The sequence below is a fragment of the Paenibacillus sp. LK1 genome (assembly GCF_002750415.1).
Taxonomy (GTDB): Bacteria; Bacillota; Bacilli; order Paenibacillales; family Paenibacillaceae; genus Paenibacillus; species Paenibacillus taichungensis.
In genome coordinates this window covers 188545-203253 of sequence record NZ_PEII01000012.1, presented here as the reverse complement: position 1 = coordinate 203253, position 14709 = coordinate 188545, and the positions used below count along the sequence as shown (strand labels likewise).

Here is a 14709-nt window from a genome sequence, read left to right as displayed (position 1 = left end):
AGTTATTCAAGTTCAAAGTTAAAGGTAATTTATGCCTACGGATAGTATACACCATCGATCCTGGGAATTCATAATGGGCAGCCCCATAGGCGTCATCTGATATGTATTATCGTTTTTTAATGTTTATGAACTGAATGGTACAGCAGAAAGTGATAAAAATTAAAATTTTCAAACAAAAAAAGATCGCATGAACAACTTGTTTAACAAGTGTCATGCGATCTTTTCTTAGGATGCCGAGGACCGGGATCGAACCGGTACGGTAGTCACCTACCGCAGGATTTTAAGTCCTGTGCGTCTGCCAATTCCGCCACCCCGGCATGGGTATGTATTTCTTGGCGACAAGAAATATCTTACCATGAAATTTATAGCTTTGCAATACCTTAACATAAAATAATCCAAAAAAAAATGAAACAGGCACTGCCAGCGTTAGCGAGCAGTGCCTAGAAAGTTCGAGTTGCGGTCCCGAACTTTCTTTAAACCATCTATATTAAGGGAGGTGTGAAATAAGAATACCTCCCCAACATTAAAGAAACCTAAAATCAGGCTTAAATTAAACTAAAAAAGAAGAATAGGTGCAATTCGGGCTGCCTCTTCCTCGCTGCATTCCACAACTACCAGGATATGCCCCTGTACCAGCCAATCTTCATAGTAATTAGCATCTTCTTCGGAGACACCTGCTTCGGTTAAGGTAAGCACCAGATCATCCGTCTCACTTCCAATCTCGTTGCCTGCAAGTTTGCGTACCGCTTTTCCAATAGACATCGTCTGATCCATCCGCTTGCCCAGACCAGCCAGTACCCCTTTAAGCACGCCTAATGCTCCATCTGTTCCTGCACCCTTCAGAGGTAGCGGCAAACCAGTTTTCTCACTTACCATTTCGAGATTGACCTGTTCTTTGGCTACCGCGCCCAAATATTTATCTGCTATGCCTTCCTCTTTCAATTTATTCAGCATGATAATGGCTTCGTGCTCCGTGCGTACAAGTCCGATCAGCAATTGTGTCATTATGCGTCCCCCTCCTTTTACCCTTATATAACCCCTGGCTGCTTCTTCAAAAACGGAAAACATGTAATAAGTCCTTACACCTATGTAAAATATAATTTCTGATCTGGAAATCTATACCTAGTTCTGATAGACTAGATAAAGAAGACAAATTAACCATTGAAATTATTGACATATCGGATTACTATTCCATAACCAGGAGCAATGACATATGAAAAAAGAGGTAGAAATTGCCATTCGGCGCAAACAACAAATTATTGTCCGTAATACAAGTGGGCAAACGGTAACTGGATTTCCGGAACGTACAGCCGATGCTTCCATTCTTTCCTTACGGACCGTCCACGGAAGCCTGTGGATTCCATTCGACGAAGTGGAACAAGTCACTCGTTTGTTAACTATCCGCTCTCATCATTTAAGTGGAATGCAGTTGTGTACGGCTGATCTGTAAACAGAGAACAAGTACTTCATGTATTTATACGTGAACTAGACGTGTTTATTTCGTCATTCATAAAATAAAACCAGACGCATCAACGTCTGGTTTTATTTTGCCTTTTACGGTATGCCACACTCTTTCAAAGCCCCAGGGCATATCTGTATCGATTACTTTCACATTCACAGCGTGTCGTTATTTCACCACAAACTTTACTCGAGTTCCATCCGGATATGTACTTAGTTGGTTTCCCACCCATGAGCCTGCACCACGATTATCTTTGGGACTAATATATTGGATATCCGCACCCGCTCCGCCTTCTGCACACATCGCCATAGGCCATTCATCCCGATCTTTCCCCTTCTTGACCGGAACACCTTTGAGAGATAAATCCCGATTACCTTCAGCTCCACTGCGATCAATGGTGCATACATCCGAATGTCCTGCCTTGATTGCTGTCTTGATATGATTGGCCGTTTCGGGATAGCGCTCTGCCGGGAATGTGATAGTATGATCTACACTCCCCTTGTTTCCCCCAAATTGGGACGGTATGTCCAGAGACCATTCTCCCCCAACCCATGCATAGAGAGCTACCATTAACATGGCCACCAGCGTCAATATCTGTTTTTTAAATCGTTGCCTGCCCTTGCTCTTTCTGCTTCTGCGTCTTTTACTCATGCTGTTTCTCCCCCATTCAACACTTGCATTATACCAGAACGCCAGTTCGCTAAACAATATAAAAAACATAAAAAAACAGCCGACACTTCACGGCTGTTCTGCATAAACTATCCCACGTTAGGAATCGCCTGTTGTCGAAGTAAAGGCAAGGTTACCTCAAACTTCGTTCCTTTTCCCTCGATACTCTCCACCGAAATTTGACCGTCCATCAATTCGAGCAACTCTTTGCAGATGGTGAGTCCAAGTCCGCTGCCGCCAAATTTGCGTGCATGAGAGATGTCTGTCTGCGTGAATGCTTCAAACAATTGATTGATTTTATTGTCCGCAATACCAATTCCGGTGTCTTGTATAGTGAATACCAGAATAACGGTATCTCCTCGCCGCTCCTCAACATCCATCTGTAATTGCACTTCACCTTGTTCCGTGAATTTAATGGCGTTACTGAGCAGGTTATCCAACACTTGTCGGAGACGCAGAGGATCACCCGTGAGTACATCAGGAGTAGTCAGATCCGCATGACAGAGCAAACGAATTTGTTTATTCTGCGCCGCAGGTTCATGCGTTTTAATAATCTGTTGAATCAGCTTCAGCGGCTGAAATTCAATTTGTTCCACTCTCATTTTCCCTCTGCCCAGCTTGGCCATATCAAGACTATTGTTGACAATGTTCAGAAGAGCCTCCCCTGACTGACGCGCAAGCTCCAGGTACTCTTTCTGCTCCTCACTGTTGTCACCCATGCCGACAAGTTCGATCATGCCCATAATCCCGTTCAGCGGTGTGCGAAGTTCATGGTTTAACTTCCCAATGAACTCCAGCTGTCCCCTACTGTTCATTTCTGTCAGCGAAGCTGCCATCCGCAACTGCTGCTCAGCATATTTCCGCTCTGAAATATCGTATTGAATCCCTACAAAAAACAAACATTCCCCTGAATCATCGAAAATAGGATCAATATTCAGTTCATTCCAGAATTTCTGTCCATGCTTCGTATAGTTCAGAATCTCCGTCTTGATTGACTGCTTCTTATTCAACGCTTCGCGGATATGCTGTACGGTTTCCGGGTCCGTATCCGGCCCTTGCAGGAACCGACAATTCTGTCCAATCGACTCTTCTGCACTATATCCGGTTAATTCACTAAAATATTCATTTACATACATTAGCGGAAAATCAGGCAAGGTGGCATCGACTACGGTCACGGAAGATTTAATTTTAGAGATAATAAATTCCCATTGTATAGCGAGTTGATTGTATTTAGTCATGCTTCCTCCTTCATCTCACCAAACTTTGTTGTATTCATACTCCTTATTCAGCTATTGATAACCCGATGGTATGTGATTATATAAAAACAATATAATTAATTGTAACATAGTTATTCAAGTCATGTGTTCCTTGGGTAATATCTGATAAATACATTCACAAATACTTATCATGTCATCAGGAGGGTCACTTATGAAATTTTTATTAATCGTCATTATTATTATTTTGCTTGTTTTCTTTTTCACAAGACGTAAACGTTAATTTTAATCCGGTCATGTAAATGAGGAAGGAAGATCGGGTATGCGAACCCTCTTTTTTATATTCATGACACTTTGTATCATTAATCTGTGCTTCCCGAAATTTGGCTGGTATTTGCGTTATGGCTGGATTTCCCGGGGAGAAGCTGAGCCCAGCAGACCATATATGGCGATGACCAGAATGACCAGTCTGTTGATGCTGCTTATCGCTTTTACGCTCGTTGTGGCTTGAATTATAGAAATCAGAATGGCAGCTGTCTCTTGGGACAGCTGCTTTTTGCTGCTTCAATGACGGGAAAATGACAACTTTGTTTGTGGTGCGTTTGCAACGATCCTCGTAATATATAATTATCGTTGCGGAAAGGACACCTTAGCATGAACATCGCATTTTATCCATATTGGGCTGCCAAAACGCTGCTTTCTCTCATTAATGTTATATATATCATGGTTATCACGACGTTTATTTACGGTCAGACCGGGTCTGTCCTTTACGCTGCGTTGTTTCCGTTCATTCAAATGTCAGCGCGTATCGTCGCAGGGTTTACTGCACCACTGCTTGTGAACCGTTTCGCATTCTCCAAGCTGATTATTAGCATTCCTTTAGCCAAAACACTGATGATTACCGGAATCGCCATTGCATTTACCGATCTCACTGCACACATTCCTCTCCTGCTTGTGGGAACAGCGATCCTCTCGTTCCTGGATGGATGGGAATCTCCATTAATAAACACATTAACTCCACGATTGGTTCAAGGAGAAGATCTGGTGAAGGCGAATAGTTTTCTCTCGTTCTCTACTCAGACCGTGACGATCATTGGATATGCGATGACAGGATTCATCGTGATGCACTGGGGCGCTTCACAAACATTCTGGGCGGCTACAAGCTTATCCTGGGCTGTCCTGCTGCTAATGATTACGATCAGTTCACTTACCCGCGATATTCAGGAGAAAGTCGAGAAATCGACTTCCAGATGGGATGTATTAAGGGAAGGTTGGCTTATTCTTTGGAAAAATCGGTCGTTGCGCCTGATAACGTTCATGGACCTGGTTGAAGGACTTGCAGGCTCCATCTGGATCGGCGCTATCACGCTTGCTTTTGTGAAAGAAGCTTTGGGCCAAGAGGAAGGTTGGTGGGGACTTATCAACTCCAGCTATTCTGCCGGCACCATTGTTGGGGGAATTTTGGCCATTGCCCTGGCCTCTCGTATACAGAAGCACCTGATCTCCAGTATGACCATAGGTTCTCTTCTCTTCAGCTTGCTGACCATCGCATACGGTTTAAACAGCCTTCCTTGGCTTGCTCTGGTATTGTGTGTGCTTATGGGTCCTGCTTATCAGATCCGCGATATTGCACAGCAAACTGCTTTTCAGAGTAGTGTGCCCGTCGAATTTTTGTCCAAGGTATACGCAGCGCATGGGATTGTTCTATCCACTGCCATGAGCATATCTACGGTAGTCTTCGGTCTGATCGCTGACCAAATGGGGGTTCGGCTGGTGTATTTGATTGGCGGTGCCTTATTCATCATTTCCTCCCTTTGCTCTTTCCGGTTAAATCGAATAAAAGAGTAAATGATTGAATCAAAAAAAGACGAGCACACATCTGCTCGTCTCCGCTGCTTCCGAATATCATCGGAGCAGCCATTTTATTCTCAATCCAATCGGTAATCTGTCAACGGTTTGCCATGTTTATAATACAACGCTGGTGACAGTATATTGAAGAAAATATGCACATCAGGCAAATCCGCTTCTTCCAAAATAACCTGCATTGAGGAAGCAATCCGATTATGAATCTCCTGATCACGTTGGAACATCAAGATCTCTACTGAAGCCGGAGAAGGAGTAAGGGCTTGTACGTCATGACGTTCTGCCTTCATTCTCTCCCGCGGAATATTGGTAATTAACGCAAATTGCTCCGTGATACGGGGTACAACTTCCTCCAGTTGGGGTCCTGTGAATCCTTTAAAACGAATAAACGGCATTGCTATCCCTTCAATCTCTATTATTAGTCTCTTATGTGATTTTAAGCACATTGTTTTCGGTTGTCAAATCTCTTTCATCATATCATTTTTTTCATAGAAACGCAGAAAAGCCCCGCTGAAGTCTCAGCGGAGCATTCACGTAACCATCATCTCACTTTGTTCTACAGTGGCTTACAGCCAGAAAGATTTAGTGATGATTACGAGCAGGATGAAGAGTACGAGAATTGCGCTTGTGGAAGTCCATCCGCCAAATCCACCAACATTGCCGCCACAACCGTATCCAACTTGACTCATTTGATTGGCCTCCTTTAAATTTCAAGGTATGCCATAACATATGTTGATTCGAATAAGAATGACCGGGCTATACGGCAAGCTAACCGGCCCAATCATTGTGTATTCTGTCAGTTGAATGATGCCAAAGGAATGACTTGAATGTTCACATGATTTCCTGATACTTCACGATAGAGGTCTGCTGTATTTTGCTTCTCCAGGACAATCAAACGAGTACGCGTATCGTTTCTGGACGCCAAGACCACTTGACCATCCGGGGCAATGCAATAGGCGATTGGTATTGAAATTTCACTGTCACGATATGAACCGTCCGCATGACTGGTCCCCATAACAATGCATTGATTTTGTATCGCCATCCACCGTGCTTCTTCAATCCACTCTATATACTGCTCTTCACTGAACATCCCCACACCAATGGAATGCATAATGATATCCACTCTGCCAATATTCTCATTGCGAAATCCTTGCAGCACCAGTTCGTCACATAACAATGTGCTTATGGTCCAGTCCTGTTCCTTAACGACCTCAGCAGCGGTATACTTGGCTTTCTCCAATACAGTCTCCCCAGCTTTGTTAATGATGATGGCACGGTCCTTGGGACGTTCATCCAACCTGCGATGACCTGACACAATCATCGTTCCATATACAGCCGCCAGACGTCTAGTCTCTTCCACATTCTGATTCAAGTAGCCCTCAGGAAAGAGTAACACATCCACTTCTGGATGTTGTTTCAATTCCGCCTCCAGCTGCAGCAATTGTTGTTCCAACCTGGGTTGTCCAATAATAATCTTCAACGTTTATCCCCCATTCATGAAAAAAACCGGTTCATACCTGTATCAGGTACGAAACCGGCTTAAAGGCTGCTGTACAGGCAGGATTCCTGCTCATCACACTTCGCTTCAAGAGTAATTGTCTTTGGAATAACGCTAATCTAACAATTACTTTTACAGTTTAAATGATATGTAGTTAGGAGTTTCTGTGTTCAATTCTATCATAAATCTCCTGCCCGTCATAACCTCGATCTGTAGCTATATCTTTCGCAAAAAGTACCATATCGCCAGCCGCAGCTGAATTCGTGCCCAACGCTCCCACAACCGCCGCAAGTGGATAAAGCAAACTGGTCAGAACCTTCTTCATGTACTCATCTCCTCTTCCGTATACAGGAAATTTTTGTGTGATCATCCTAATAATACGATGAAGAGAAGTAAGTTTCAATATTTTATAGTCATTCGAAGCTTTTCAGCAAATCCATTGCCTCTTCATGATCAGGTTCCAAAACCAGTACTTTCCGCGTGTAAGCCAGTGTTTCTTCTTCCAGTTCAAGTTCATAACAACACACGGCCAAGTCATACAGCACCGCTGAGTCCTGTTTACTCGAATCAGCATCTAACGACAGCTCCAGAAACCGCTTGGCGTCCTCATACATGTACATCCCATATAACAACTGACCTGCAAGGAATGCCACATCTCCTAGCCGCTCCATTACATAATATGAAGACCACATGATGTGGATTCCAGACTGAATATCAAGCATTTCCTCATCGCTTGCATCCGGTAGAAGGTTCGAAATTCGGTTGGCACTATGAATCAAAAACTCAGCATCATATCCGCCCAGACGCCAGAACGGTATAATCTGCTTCAGTTCCATTCGCTCTACCTGATGATCCATCCATTCTTTCATACTAAAGAAATCATCGGGTCCAAAACGTTCAACAAATCGGTGATACGCCAGCCGTGTGTTCACGTACCCTAACGGTTCGTCCACCATCAACATACATCCAACGTTCAGATCCTTGTAATGATGTGTTGTAAAGCGAGTGTGGGCTCCTTGCCCTTCCAATACATATTGAATGGCATGATAATTCGCCGTTAAAGAAAAACTCCCATGAAGTACGAATTCAGGCGGCTCAGCAAACTTCCAGTTGTCCAGTCGATGGTCCCCTTTGTCCGCAGTAATCAACACATATCCCGACTCAGATAACTTGTTTAATCGTTCGAGACAGGACAGACCGATTGCCGGGAACATAATGTGCGAATCCTCCAACTCTTCCTTGTACAGAGCGATAAGCCCTTGATAGGGATAGTCTTCTGCACTGTACTCAGGTGCACGGCGGTATTCATAACTCAGTATCATGTTTTGCAGTAACTCGGCAGGCTCCGAATGAAGAGGAGATTTTGGAGATTGGACGAGTACGTCACACTCATATATCTCACCCTCACCGACATAAATTAATTCCTGTGGAATGCTGTCAAAAAAGTAATTGGCAATCAACAGCAAAGGTTGCTTCAGATCGCCTGGTCGAATAACTGTATCCGCCACTACCAGATCCAACTCAGTGTCCTGTATCGCGTCAAAACGTGCAAAATCCAGTATTCCTTGGTCAATAAAGGATTGCATAGACGGATGCTCTCTCCAGCCCAATACATTATCTTCGACCAGATCGGTCATTACATATCGAAAAGCAGGCAGCTCCACGCCTGCAAAATCTTTCAACTCTGTCAGTTTGAGCAGAATTTGGTGAGCCAAGCGGCCTACGCCCGCTCCAAGTTCCAGAATGATCACCGTCTCAGCCGTCTTTCCTTTGTTGGCGAGATCTTGAAGAAAACCAAAAATCATCTCTGCATACGCCGTTGCAATCATGGGGTTACTCGTAATATATTGCGGAACCTGATTCTCAGTCCAAGCGTGCAGTCCTTTCTGTTCATAGTATGCCCGCTGCCAGTCCCATACCGGAGCTTCACTGAAGCGGAATCGTTGTCCTTCGTTTTGCATCATTGGTTGAAAACCTGCTTTCCATTCATAATTTCATCGACTTTTTGGACTTACAATTCCATGCACTCATAGACCGTTCCCTTAATCTCTAACGCATTATATCATAAACGATGCCTGATCCAATGAAGTGCTAAACCGCACTCCTGTAAAATAGAAAAAACCTACCTTTCTCAAGGTAGGCCATATTCGTTAATACATTTATGCTTCATTTATAACGAACTGTTGGCAAGGGCGCTCAAAGTTTAGTCCGAATACAAGACTCCATCAAAGTTCTCTGGACCTACACGAATCGTACCCAGCAAGTTAGAGCTGACGAATGCAGTGTACGTCAATTGAGGTGTGACTGGTGGATTGAAATCATCCGCAGAGAACGTAATGATCTGAGGAGCCAGAATGCTCAAGCTGAACGTAGACGTTGCAGAATAGATGACAGGGTCCGTTGCCAAGGTTCCTCTGACAATCGTTATCGTTATTCCAACGAGGGCCAAGGGAAGTTGAACTGAAACGGTTCCTTTGAATTGCACCCTCGGATTAGCACCAATACCCGCGCTAGTTACAAGTCCAATCTGGCCAAATAATTGTGGCGTATTAGTAACAAGAATCGGTATTGCAATGGAGTTCGCCAAACTAGCATTCTGGGACGTTCTCGCATCAATAAATTGGCTCATGAAATCTACCTCCTATTGTTTGGAATATGATAGTATATGTGAGATTTCCTATATGGCATGGACAGACACTGATATTCTGAAAAAAGGGCACACTAAAAAGACACTGCCCGTATTGCTACGGAAGTGCCTCTATCGTTTATCTTTCAAATTTTGCAAAGTAGCGGCTTCAATCTGATTGAATATACTATCTTCAATTTTGGATATTCGTCATTTTAGAATAACTATTCAAGTTTATGCTCGTTTTTCTCCAATTTCTCTTTTAATAATCGAATCTCTTGTTTCAAACCTGAGATTTCCTCTCTTAAACCAGATCTTTTTATTGCCATAGAAAACACAGCATATAAAATCAGACCAACCAAACCAATGAAAATAAATATAGTTAAAATCCCTACAAAACTGACAGCACTAGCACCATTCATAACTTTAAGTTGTCACCACCTTTACAACATATATTTTAACAATGATACCATATATTTATGGTATCAGTTTCGTTTGCAAGTTCGTTCACATGAGCCTGTCAAAGAAAGCTCCGTAGCATTGTGCCAACAGAGCTTTCTTACCGTTGTTTATTTGAAATATTCTCATCATAACTTGGAATTCATCAACTTCCAAAATAAACGTCCAATTTTCCAGTGGGCGGTGTGGTTGCCATCCAAACTGCTGCCAAATTATCGGGAGCATACGTTGTAGCGGTGATATAATCACCAATTAATACTGTAGGTGTAGAGGAATTGCCATTAGGATTAAATGAAGTCGTCGTGAGTCTGCGATTTGCGAAGGTTGCTCCTCCGTCAAACGATTCAGCCACAAACACATCTAAAAGAAACCCATCAATTTGATTGGAATAATAAATAACCCTTACAGTTCCTGTGAATGGCGATACGGTGATGGAGGGGAAGAAATTTTGTGATCCAGCAGGTGCTCCGGTAATGCTAACGGGATCTGACCATAGAAGCCCATCCGGTGAACTGCATAGGAAAATGTCGGTGTATCCATTCCGCGCATCATTCCAGGTTGCATAGACCGTCCCACTAAAGGTTCCATTGGATATGTCAGCTCCCAAGCCCAGGTTCGTCTGAACTCGAAAAGCATAATTCGTGACAGGTAAGGGAGATGGTGCAGGCACAACAGAAGCGATCAACGTGGATTGTTGTTGAATAGGTGGCTGAAACGTAGCCCCTCCATCGTACGAGATGCGAAGTAAAGCGTACGGACTGTCCGGACCCGTAGTAATATATCCTGCATATACCTCACCTGTAAAACCTATAGCTATAGCACTTCTATCATGAAAACCTCTCGGGCTTGAAATTCGGCTTGGAGTCTGCCATGTTGTACCCTGATCTAATGATCTCTGCAAAAAAATGGACGATGCCAAGGTAGCAAGAGGTGTGTACCCCACATACGCGTTGCCCCGATAAGGACTTCCAGGTGTTCGATCCACTGCAATATACGGTTCATCATTATGAACGATAAGACCATATCCCCTGTTCACAAACACGGGAGGAGTCCAAGTCACCCCATCATCTAGGGACGTGTAACTAATAATTGTACCGTCATTATCACCGTTAAATATATGGACTGTCACTATGAAAGTACTCGGAAATGTGTAATCAATTGTTGGTGCTTCGGCGCCAGCATATCCGGCTGGTTGCTGCAAAATTGTCGTTGTCCATGTCTGCCCAGTATCAATTGAACGGTAAAACCCAATGAGCGTAGGGCCTGTACTTGTATCTACTGCAACCGCACACATGATATTGGGAAGCAATTCGTTGGTAGCTATAGAAGGTTCGAACTGATTTCCACCAAGTGCTCCTGTAATATTTACAACGGGCAAACCACTCACCTCCAATTCGTAAGTTAAGGAATATTCGTAAATCGGTCAACCCATATCATTTCAGACTGTAAAACGCGTTGAATAATCTCACCCGTAGAATCAATGCCGTACACATGAATGATCGTACTCGTAGCACTAAAGTAGTCCGCTTGGACTTCATAAAAAGCTGCACCATTCAGCGCATAAATCAAGGTCCGAGAAGCTTGGGGTCCTAATTGAAATAAATCGTGCCCAATTGGAATTCTGGCATTCTGAGTAGTGTCCCACTTAAACGCTTCAATCTCGATATTCACAGGAATATTAAGTGAATCATTTAAACAAGTTACAAGAATCTGAGTAGCCATACTTGCACCTGTTGGTGAATTGTAAATCAATCCTGTAGAGTTTGGCAATCGAACCATCCCTCCTCTTTGAACCGCAAATTAACTACACTATTTGTACGCGCCTATCATTTAAAGTAGTACCGGTTCTTTGTTAAAGGAGAACACAATAAAAAAGCCTTGATAAAACAGCAAAGAATGATGATGATCACCATCGGGCTTTTGCAGGCTTGTTCCAGGCTCAGTTAGTATTTATTTTGAGTTTGTAACAATAGAAAAAAACCCTTGCTACGCAAGGGTTTTGAGAGAATGGGCCCTACAGGACTCGAACCTGTGACCAATCGGTTATGAGCCGACCGCTCTAACCAACTGAGCTAAGGGCCCTGAACAAAAATGTATAACGTTCAGATGATGGCTGTGAATCATCCAGTAAAACTAAATTGCGGGGGCAGGATTTGAACCTGCGGCCTTCGGGTTATGAGCCCGACGAGCTACCGGGCTGCTCCACCCCGCGTCAGTAAGAAATATTAAAACAGCGACTTAATTAATATACACCATACCTACCCATTAAGTCAAGGGGTAATGTTTAGGGGATAAAGCGTACACCATATCTCCCCTTTTTTGAACGATATACTTCCACTTCAGCCGGCTCGTTATGGCCATAAATCCACCCATCCTGCTCCATCCGTTTTGCAAGACACCCTGCCTGAAATTTTGTTGCATACAATTTGCTGAAATATACCCAGTGCATTCCACTCGTCCTTTCTTGAAGTCATCATTTATCCCTGCTTTTGTAGAATACCCCAATTCCATAAAAATAGCCGCCGAAGATATAAATCTCCAGCGGCTGCATCTATGATTTTATTACAAGATCATCTAACTTTTATTGAAACGTGGCTTTAGGGTTCTTTTTCAATTTCTCCAGCATCTCGTTCCCTTTGGCTGCCCATTCACCAAGCGCTTCTTTTGGTGTTTTTTTGTTCGCAAGAACTTGATTGAAGTATTCCATACCCTTATCACTTACTTGCCACAGGTTCGGCATTTTTTGATACATTTTATCCAAGTTCGTATTAGTCGGAGGTACAGGTTTCAATGTATAGAATGCCTGAATGTTGTAATCCAAACCATCCTTCGGTTTAATGAAGCTTTTCCGAGAAACCATCTCGTAACTGCTGCGCGCTTTGATCTTCGCCCAATCTTCACTGTTCATATACTTGATCAATTCCCACGCATCATCAGGGTTCTGAGCTGAACTATTAATGGCCATAAGGTTGCTCAGATAAATATTGCCTCCAATTTCAGGAGCCTCCGGATGCACTGGAGGAGTGACAACATCCCAGTCTACCTTCGTAAAACCTTTCATTTTATCCGCATTTTTATTGGCATCAATCAATTGATTAATGTAACTGTAATCTCCAATCACCATGGCTGTTTTGCTACTCAGGAACAGATCACCCTGAAGCGGATTATAACGTCCACTCTCATCCTGATTATCCTGCGGTTCGTCTCCTTTAGGGATGACTTTATCTAAGGCGAGTTTGCTTATCGTGCTCCATACTTTCTCCCACTGAGGAGAATCTACAGTCATTTTCTCCGCTTTGTCATCAAAAATTTTCAGCTGCAAAGAGTTATAATACTGCGACATCGTATAGTATGGAGAACCGCCTTGATAGGTACTGAAAGAGAAACCAAATACATGGTCTTTTCCTTCACCTTTGGTAAGGCGTGTACCCAAGTTGAAAATATCATCCCAAGTCATGTTATCCGTTGGAGGCTCAACGCCTGCTTTTTCAAACATACCCTTGTTATAGAACAAAGCTGAAGAGGAAAACGTTGGCGTCAAAGCGTAGATGCTCTGATCTCCCAAATCCTTGATTCCTTCGAGAACACTTGGCACAATATCCGTAGTATCAAACTTGTCTTCCTGCATCAGTGGGTCCAGTTGTTTCACCATGTTTTCCTGAATTAACGACTTGACTGTCGCCGTATCAGCCACGATGACGTCTACCGGGTTATCTCCTGTCATAATCTTCTTCAAGCTTTCCATCGTATCCGGAATGTCCTGCTGTTCTTCCTGGTTACCATACCCATACATGCTGCCCTGATCTACCGCTGGTACAACTTCAATCGTTATATTTGGATGTGTCAGTTCAAAAGCATCGGTAAACTGCTGACGGAAATAACTGTCATCCTGCCCCCCCCATAACGTCGCTACACGCAGTACACGCTGCTCGTTATCCTTGGACTCACTCGCTGTACAACCCGCAAGCAGCGGCAAAGCCAGACTGGCTGTAGCCAGCACGGCTAGCACCCGTTTTCCCCAAAACCTGTTCTTCATCTCCCAATTCCCCCTCTAAAATTATCTTGGCGGTGTAATGACAATACGTTCACCGTCAAATTCCAATGTGGCACGATTATCAATGGACAGCGCCTCCAGATACTCCTTGGGCACCTGAAGACGTCCCGCCCGGTCAATAATGACAAAAGCTTCATGAATATCCGGGGCTCCAGCCTCCGATAAGCCATGTTCGTCATCCAGATTCGGATTGCGTTTCACAAACTCGGTGCTAGTCAAACCGTCCCGAATCGCCACGATGCGGTCCACCTTACCAGCAAGGGTTAGATCATGAGTAACAATTACAATCGTGACCCCGAGCTCCTTGTTCATTTTGCGAAAAATGCCCATGATGGTATCACATGTCTCTGAATCCACCGAACCTGTTGGCTCATCGGCAAGCAGCAGCTTGGGGCGATTCGATAGCGAGATGGCAATTGCCACCCGCTGCTGCTCCCCACCGGATAATTGATGCAGCTTGTTGTGCATGCGATCCTTCAGTCCAACCCACTCCAGCAGCTGCATGGCATAGGCGCGATCTCTCTTGCCTCCCAAAATCATGGGCGTTTCCACGTTTTCCAGTGCTGTAAGGTATGGCAGCAGGTTACGGCCGTTATTTTGCCAAATGAACCCTACGGTATGACGTTTGTACTCCACCAATTGGGCATCTGTCATTTTCAGCAAATCCCAATCCCCGACAACGGCTGTACCAGCTGTTGGACGATCAAGTCCACCCAGAATGTTGAGCAATGTGGATTTACCACTACCACTGTTACCGATAATGGCCATCATTTCACCTTGATTGACAGTCAGATTGAGACCTTGAAGGGCAACGACTTCCACATCGCTGGATTTAAAAATTTTGACAAGTCCTTCGCATTGGATCAC

At 43.8% G+C, this 14709-nt stretch carries 17 protein-coding genes and 3 tRNA genes; 3 read left to right on the top strand and 17 right to left on the bottom strand.

The window, feature by feature from the left end; translation table 11 throughout:
- Positions 1 to 231: 231 nt before the first annotated feature.
- Both CS562_RS24805 and CS562_RS24800 read right to left on the bottom strand, forming a co-directional pair.
- Positions 232 to 317: transfer RNA gene (locus tag CS562_RS24805), tRNA-Leu, on the bottom strand.
- A 238-nt stretch (positions 318 to 555) separates the two neighbouring features.
- Positions 556 to 1005 carry a general stress protein gene (locus CS562_RS24800; RefSeq protein ID WP_163755261.1) on the bottom strand — a complete coding sequence of 150 codons (450 nt, stop codon included), beginning with the start codon at positions 1003 to 1005 and terminating at the stop codon, positions 556 to 558.
- Positions 1006 to 1213: 208 nt separating this feature from the next.
- On the opposite strand from CS562_RS24800, the gene CS562_RS24795 reads away from it, so the two are divergent.
- Positions 1214 to 1450 carry a hypothetical protein gene (locus CS562_RS24795; protein ID WP_099858489.1) on the top strand — a complete coding sequence of 79 codons (237 nt, stop codon included), beginning with the start codon at positions 1214 to 1216 and terminating at the stop codon, positions 1448 to 1450.
- Positions 1451 to 1627: 177 nt separating this feature from the next.
- On the opposite strand, the gene CS562_RS24790 is transcribed toward CS562_RS24795, so the two are convergent.
- Entirely contained in the window at positions 1628 to 2110 is a 483-nt protein-coding gene (locus CS562_RS24790; protein WP_257219597.1) for a NucA/NucB deoxyribonuclease domain-containing protein, read from the bottom strand.
- Positions 2111 to 2217: 107 nt separating this feature from the next.
- Positions 2218 to 3366 (bottom strand): sensor histidine kinase, encoded by a 1149-nt coding sequence (locus CS562_RS24785; protein WP_099858488.1) that lies wholly within the window; start codon positions 3364 to 3366, stop codon positions 2218 to 2220.
- A gap of 298 nt (positions 3367 to 3664) precedes the next feature.
- Here CS562_RS24785 and CS562_RS33080 point away from each other — a divergent pair, with 298 nt between their 5' ends.
- Positions 3665 to 3853 (top strand): DUF6199 family natural product biosynthesis protein, encoded by a 189-nt coding sequence (locus CS562_RS33080; RefSeq protein ID WP_053784205.1) that lies wholly within the window; start codon positions 3665 to 3667, stop codon positions 3851 to 3853.
- Between the two features lie 143 nt (positions 3854 to 3996).
- The gene (locus tag CS562_RS24775) at positions 3997 to 5190 is read left to right on the top strand and encodes an MFS transporter (protein WP_099858487.1); all 1194 of its coding nucleotides are present in this window, start codon (positions 3997 to 3999) and stop codon (positions 5188 to 5190) included.
- 80 nt (positions 5191 to 5270) lie between these two features.
- On the opposite strand, the gene CS562_RS24770 is transcribed toward CS562_RS24775, so the two are convergent.
- The 13 genes from CS562_RS24770 to CS562_RS24715 all read right to left on the bottom strand — a co-directional run bounded on the left by CS562_RS24770 (position 5271) and on the right by CS562_RS24715 (position 14709).
- Positions 5271 to 5600, bottom strand: a complete 330-nt coding sequence (locus CS562_RS24770; protein ID WP_099858486.1) for a DUF1904 family protein — start codon at positions 5598 to 5600, stop codon at positions 5271 to 5273.
- Positions 5601 to 5771: 171 nt separating this feature from the next.
- A complete protein-coding gene (locus CS562_RS24765; RefSeq protein ID WP_083678795.1) occupies positions 5772 to 5894 on the bottom strand; it encodes a sporulation protein YjcZ in 123 nt (40 codons plus the stop codon).
- A 107-nt stretch (positions 5895 to 6001) separates the two neighbouring features.
- Positions 6002 to 6685, bottom strand: coding sequence for a hypothetical protein (locus CS562_RS24760; protein ID WP_179087131.1), 684 nt, complete (start codon positions 6683 to 6685; stop codon positions 6002 to 6004).
- A 172-nt stretch (positions 6686 to 6857) separates the two neighbouring features.
- Positions 6858 to 7028: a hypothetical protein gene (locus tag CS562_RS33075; RefSeq protein WP_180287213.1), complete on the bottom strand. Its 171-nt coding sequence runs from the start codon at positions 7026 to 7028 to the stop codon at positions 6858 to 6860.
- 88 nt (positions 7029 to 7116) lie between these two features.
- The gene (locus CS562_RS24755) at positions 7117 to 8667 is read right to left on the bottom strand and encodes a hypothetical protein (protein ID WP_076288157.1); all 1551 of its coding nucleotides are present in this window, start codon (positions 8665 to 8667) and stop codon (positions 7117 to 7119) included.
- 239 nt (positions 8668 to 8906) lie between these two features.
- Complete coding sequence (locus tag CS562_RS24750; protein ID WP_076288156.1) at positions 8907 to 9332, bottom strand: hypothetical protein; 426 nt, start codon at positions 9330 to 9332, stop codon at positions 8907 to 8909.
- Between the two features lie 221 nt (positions 9333 to 9553).
- The gene (locus tag CS562_RS24745) at positions 9554 to 9751 is read right to left on the bottom strand and encodes a hypothetical protein (protein ID WP_076288155.1); all 198 of its coding nucleotides are present in this window, start codon (positions 9749 to 9751) and stop codon (positions 9554 to 9556) included.
- A 182-nt stretch (positions 9752 to 9933) separates the two neighbouring features.
- Positions 9934 to 11166: a sialidase family protein gene (locus CS562_RS24740; RefSeq protein WP_076288154.1), complete on the bottom strand. Its 1233-nt coding sequence runs from the start codon at positions 11164 to 11166 to the stop codon at positions 9934 to 9936.
- 23 nt (positions 11167 to 11189) lie between these two features.
- Positions 11190 to 11558, bottom strand: coding sequence for a hypothetical protein (locus tag CS562_RS24735; RefSeq protein ID WP_076288153.1), 369 nt, complete (start codon positions 11556 to 11558; stop codon positions 11190 to 11192).
- A gap of 238 nt (positions 11559 to 11796) precedes the next feature.
- Positions 11797 to 11870, bottom strand: a tRNA-Ile gene (locus CS562_RS24730).
- A gap of 56 nt (positions 11871 to 11926) precedes the next feature.
- Positions 11927 to 12000, bottom strand: a tRNA-Met gene (locus CS562_RS24725).
- Positions 12001 to 12369: 369 nt separating this feature from the next.
- Entirely contained in the window at positions 12370 to 13824 is a 1455-nt protein-coding gene (locus tag CS562_RS24720; RefSeq protein ID WP_076288152.1) for an ABC transporter substrate-binding protein, read from the bottom strand.
- 21 nt (positions 13825 to 13845) lie between these two features.
- Positions 13846 to 14709 carry an ABC transporter ATP-binding protein gene (locus CS562_RS24715; RefSeq protein ID WP_063567873.1) on the bottom strand — a complete coding sequence of 288 codons (864 nt, stop codon included), beginning with the start codon at positions 14707 to 14709 and terminating at the stop codon, positions 13846 to 13848.

Coding starts and splice junctions, on each gene's coding strand:
- CS562_RS24800 (WP_163755261.1), bottom strand. CDS start 1,005: ATGACACAATTGCTGATCGGACTTGTACGCACGGAGCACGAAGCCATT.
- CS562_RS24795 (WP_099858489.1), top strand. CDS start 1,214: ATGAAAAAAGAGGTAGAAATTGCCATTCGGCGCAAACAACAAATTATT.
- CS562_RS24790 (WP_257219597.1), bottom strand. CDS start 2,110: ATGAGTAAAAGACGCAGAAGCAGAAAGAGCAAGGGCAGGCAACGATTT.
- CS562_RS24785 (WP_099858488.1), bottom strand. CDS start 3,366: ATGACTAAATACAATCAACTCGCTATACAATGGGAATTTATTATCTCT.
- CS562_RS33080 (WP_053784205.1), top strand. CDS start 3,665: ATGCGAACCCTCTTTTTTATATTCATGACACTTTGTATCATTAATCTG.
- CS562_RS24775 (WP_099858487.1), top strand. CDS start 3,997: ATGAACATCGCATTTTATCCATATTGGGCTGCCAAAACGCTGCTTTCT.
- CS562_RS24770 (WP_099858486.1), bottom strand. CDS start 5,600: ATGCCGTTTATTCGTTTTAAAGGATTCACAGGACCCCAACTGGAGGAA.
- CS562_RS24765 (WP_083678795.1), bottom strand. CDS start 5,894: ATGAGTCAAGTTGGATACGGTTGTGGCGGCAATGTTGGTGGATTTGGC.
- CS562_RS33075 (WP_180287213.1), bottom strand. CDS start 7,028: ATGAAGAAGGTTCTGACCAGTTTGCTTTATCCACTTGCGGCGGTTGTG.
- CS562_RS24755 (WP_076288157.1), bottom strand. CDS start 8,667: ATGATGCAAAACGAAGGACAACGATTCCGCTTCAGTGAAGCTCCGGTA.
- CS562_RS24750 (WP_076288156.1), bottom strand. CDS start 9,332: ATGAGCCAATTTATTGATGCGAGAACGTCCCAGAATGCTAGTTTGGCG.
- CS562_RS24745 (WP_076288155.1), bottom strand. CDS start 9,751: ATGAATGGTGCTAGTGCTGTCAGTTTTGTAGGGATTTTAACTATATTT.
- CS562_RS24720 (WP_076288152.1), bottom strand. CDS start 13,824: ATGAAGAACAGGTTTTGGGGAAAACGGGTGCTAGCCGTGCTGGCTACA.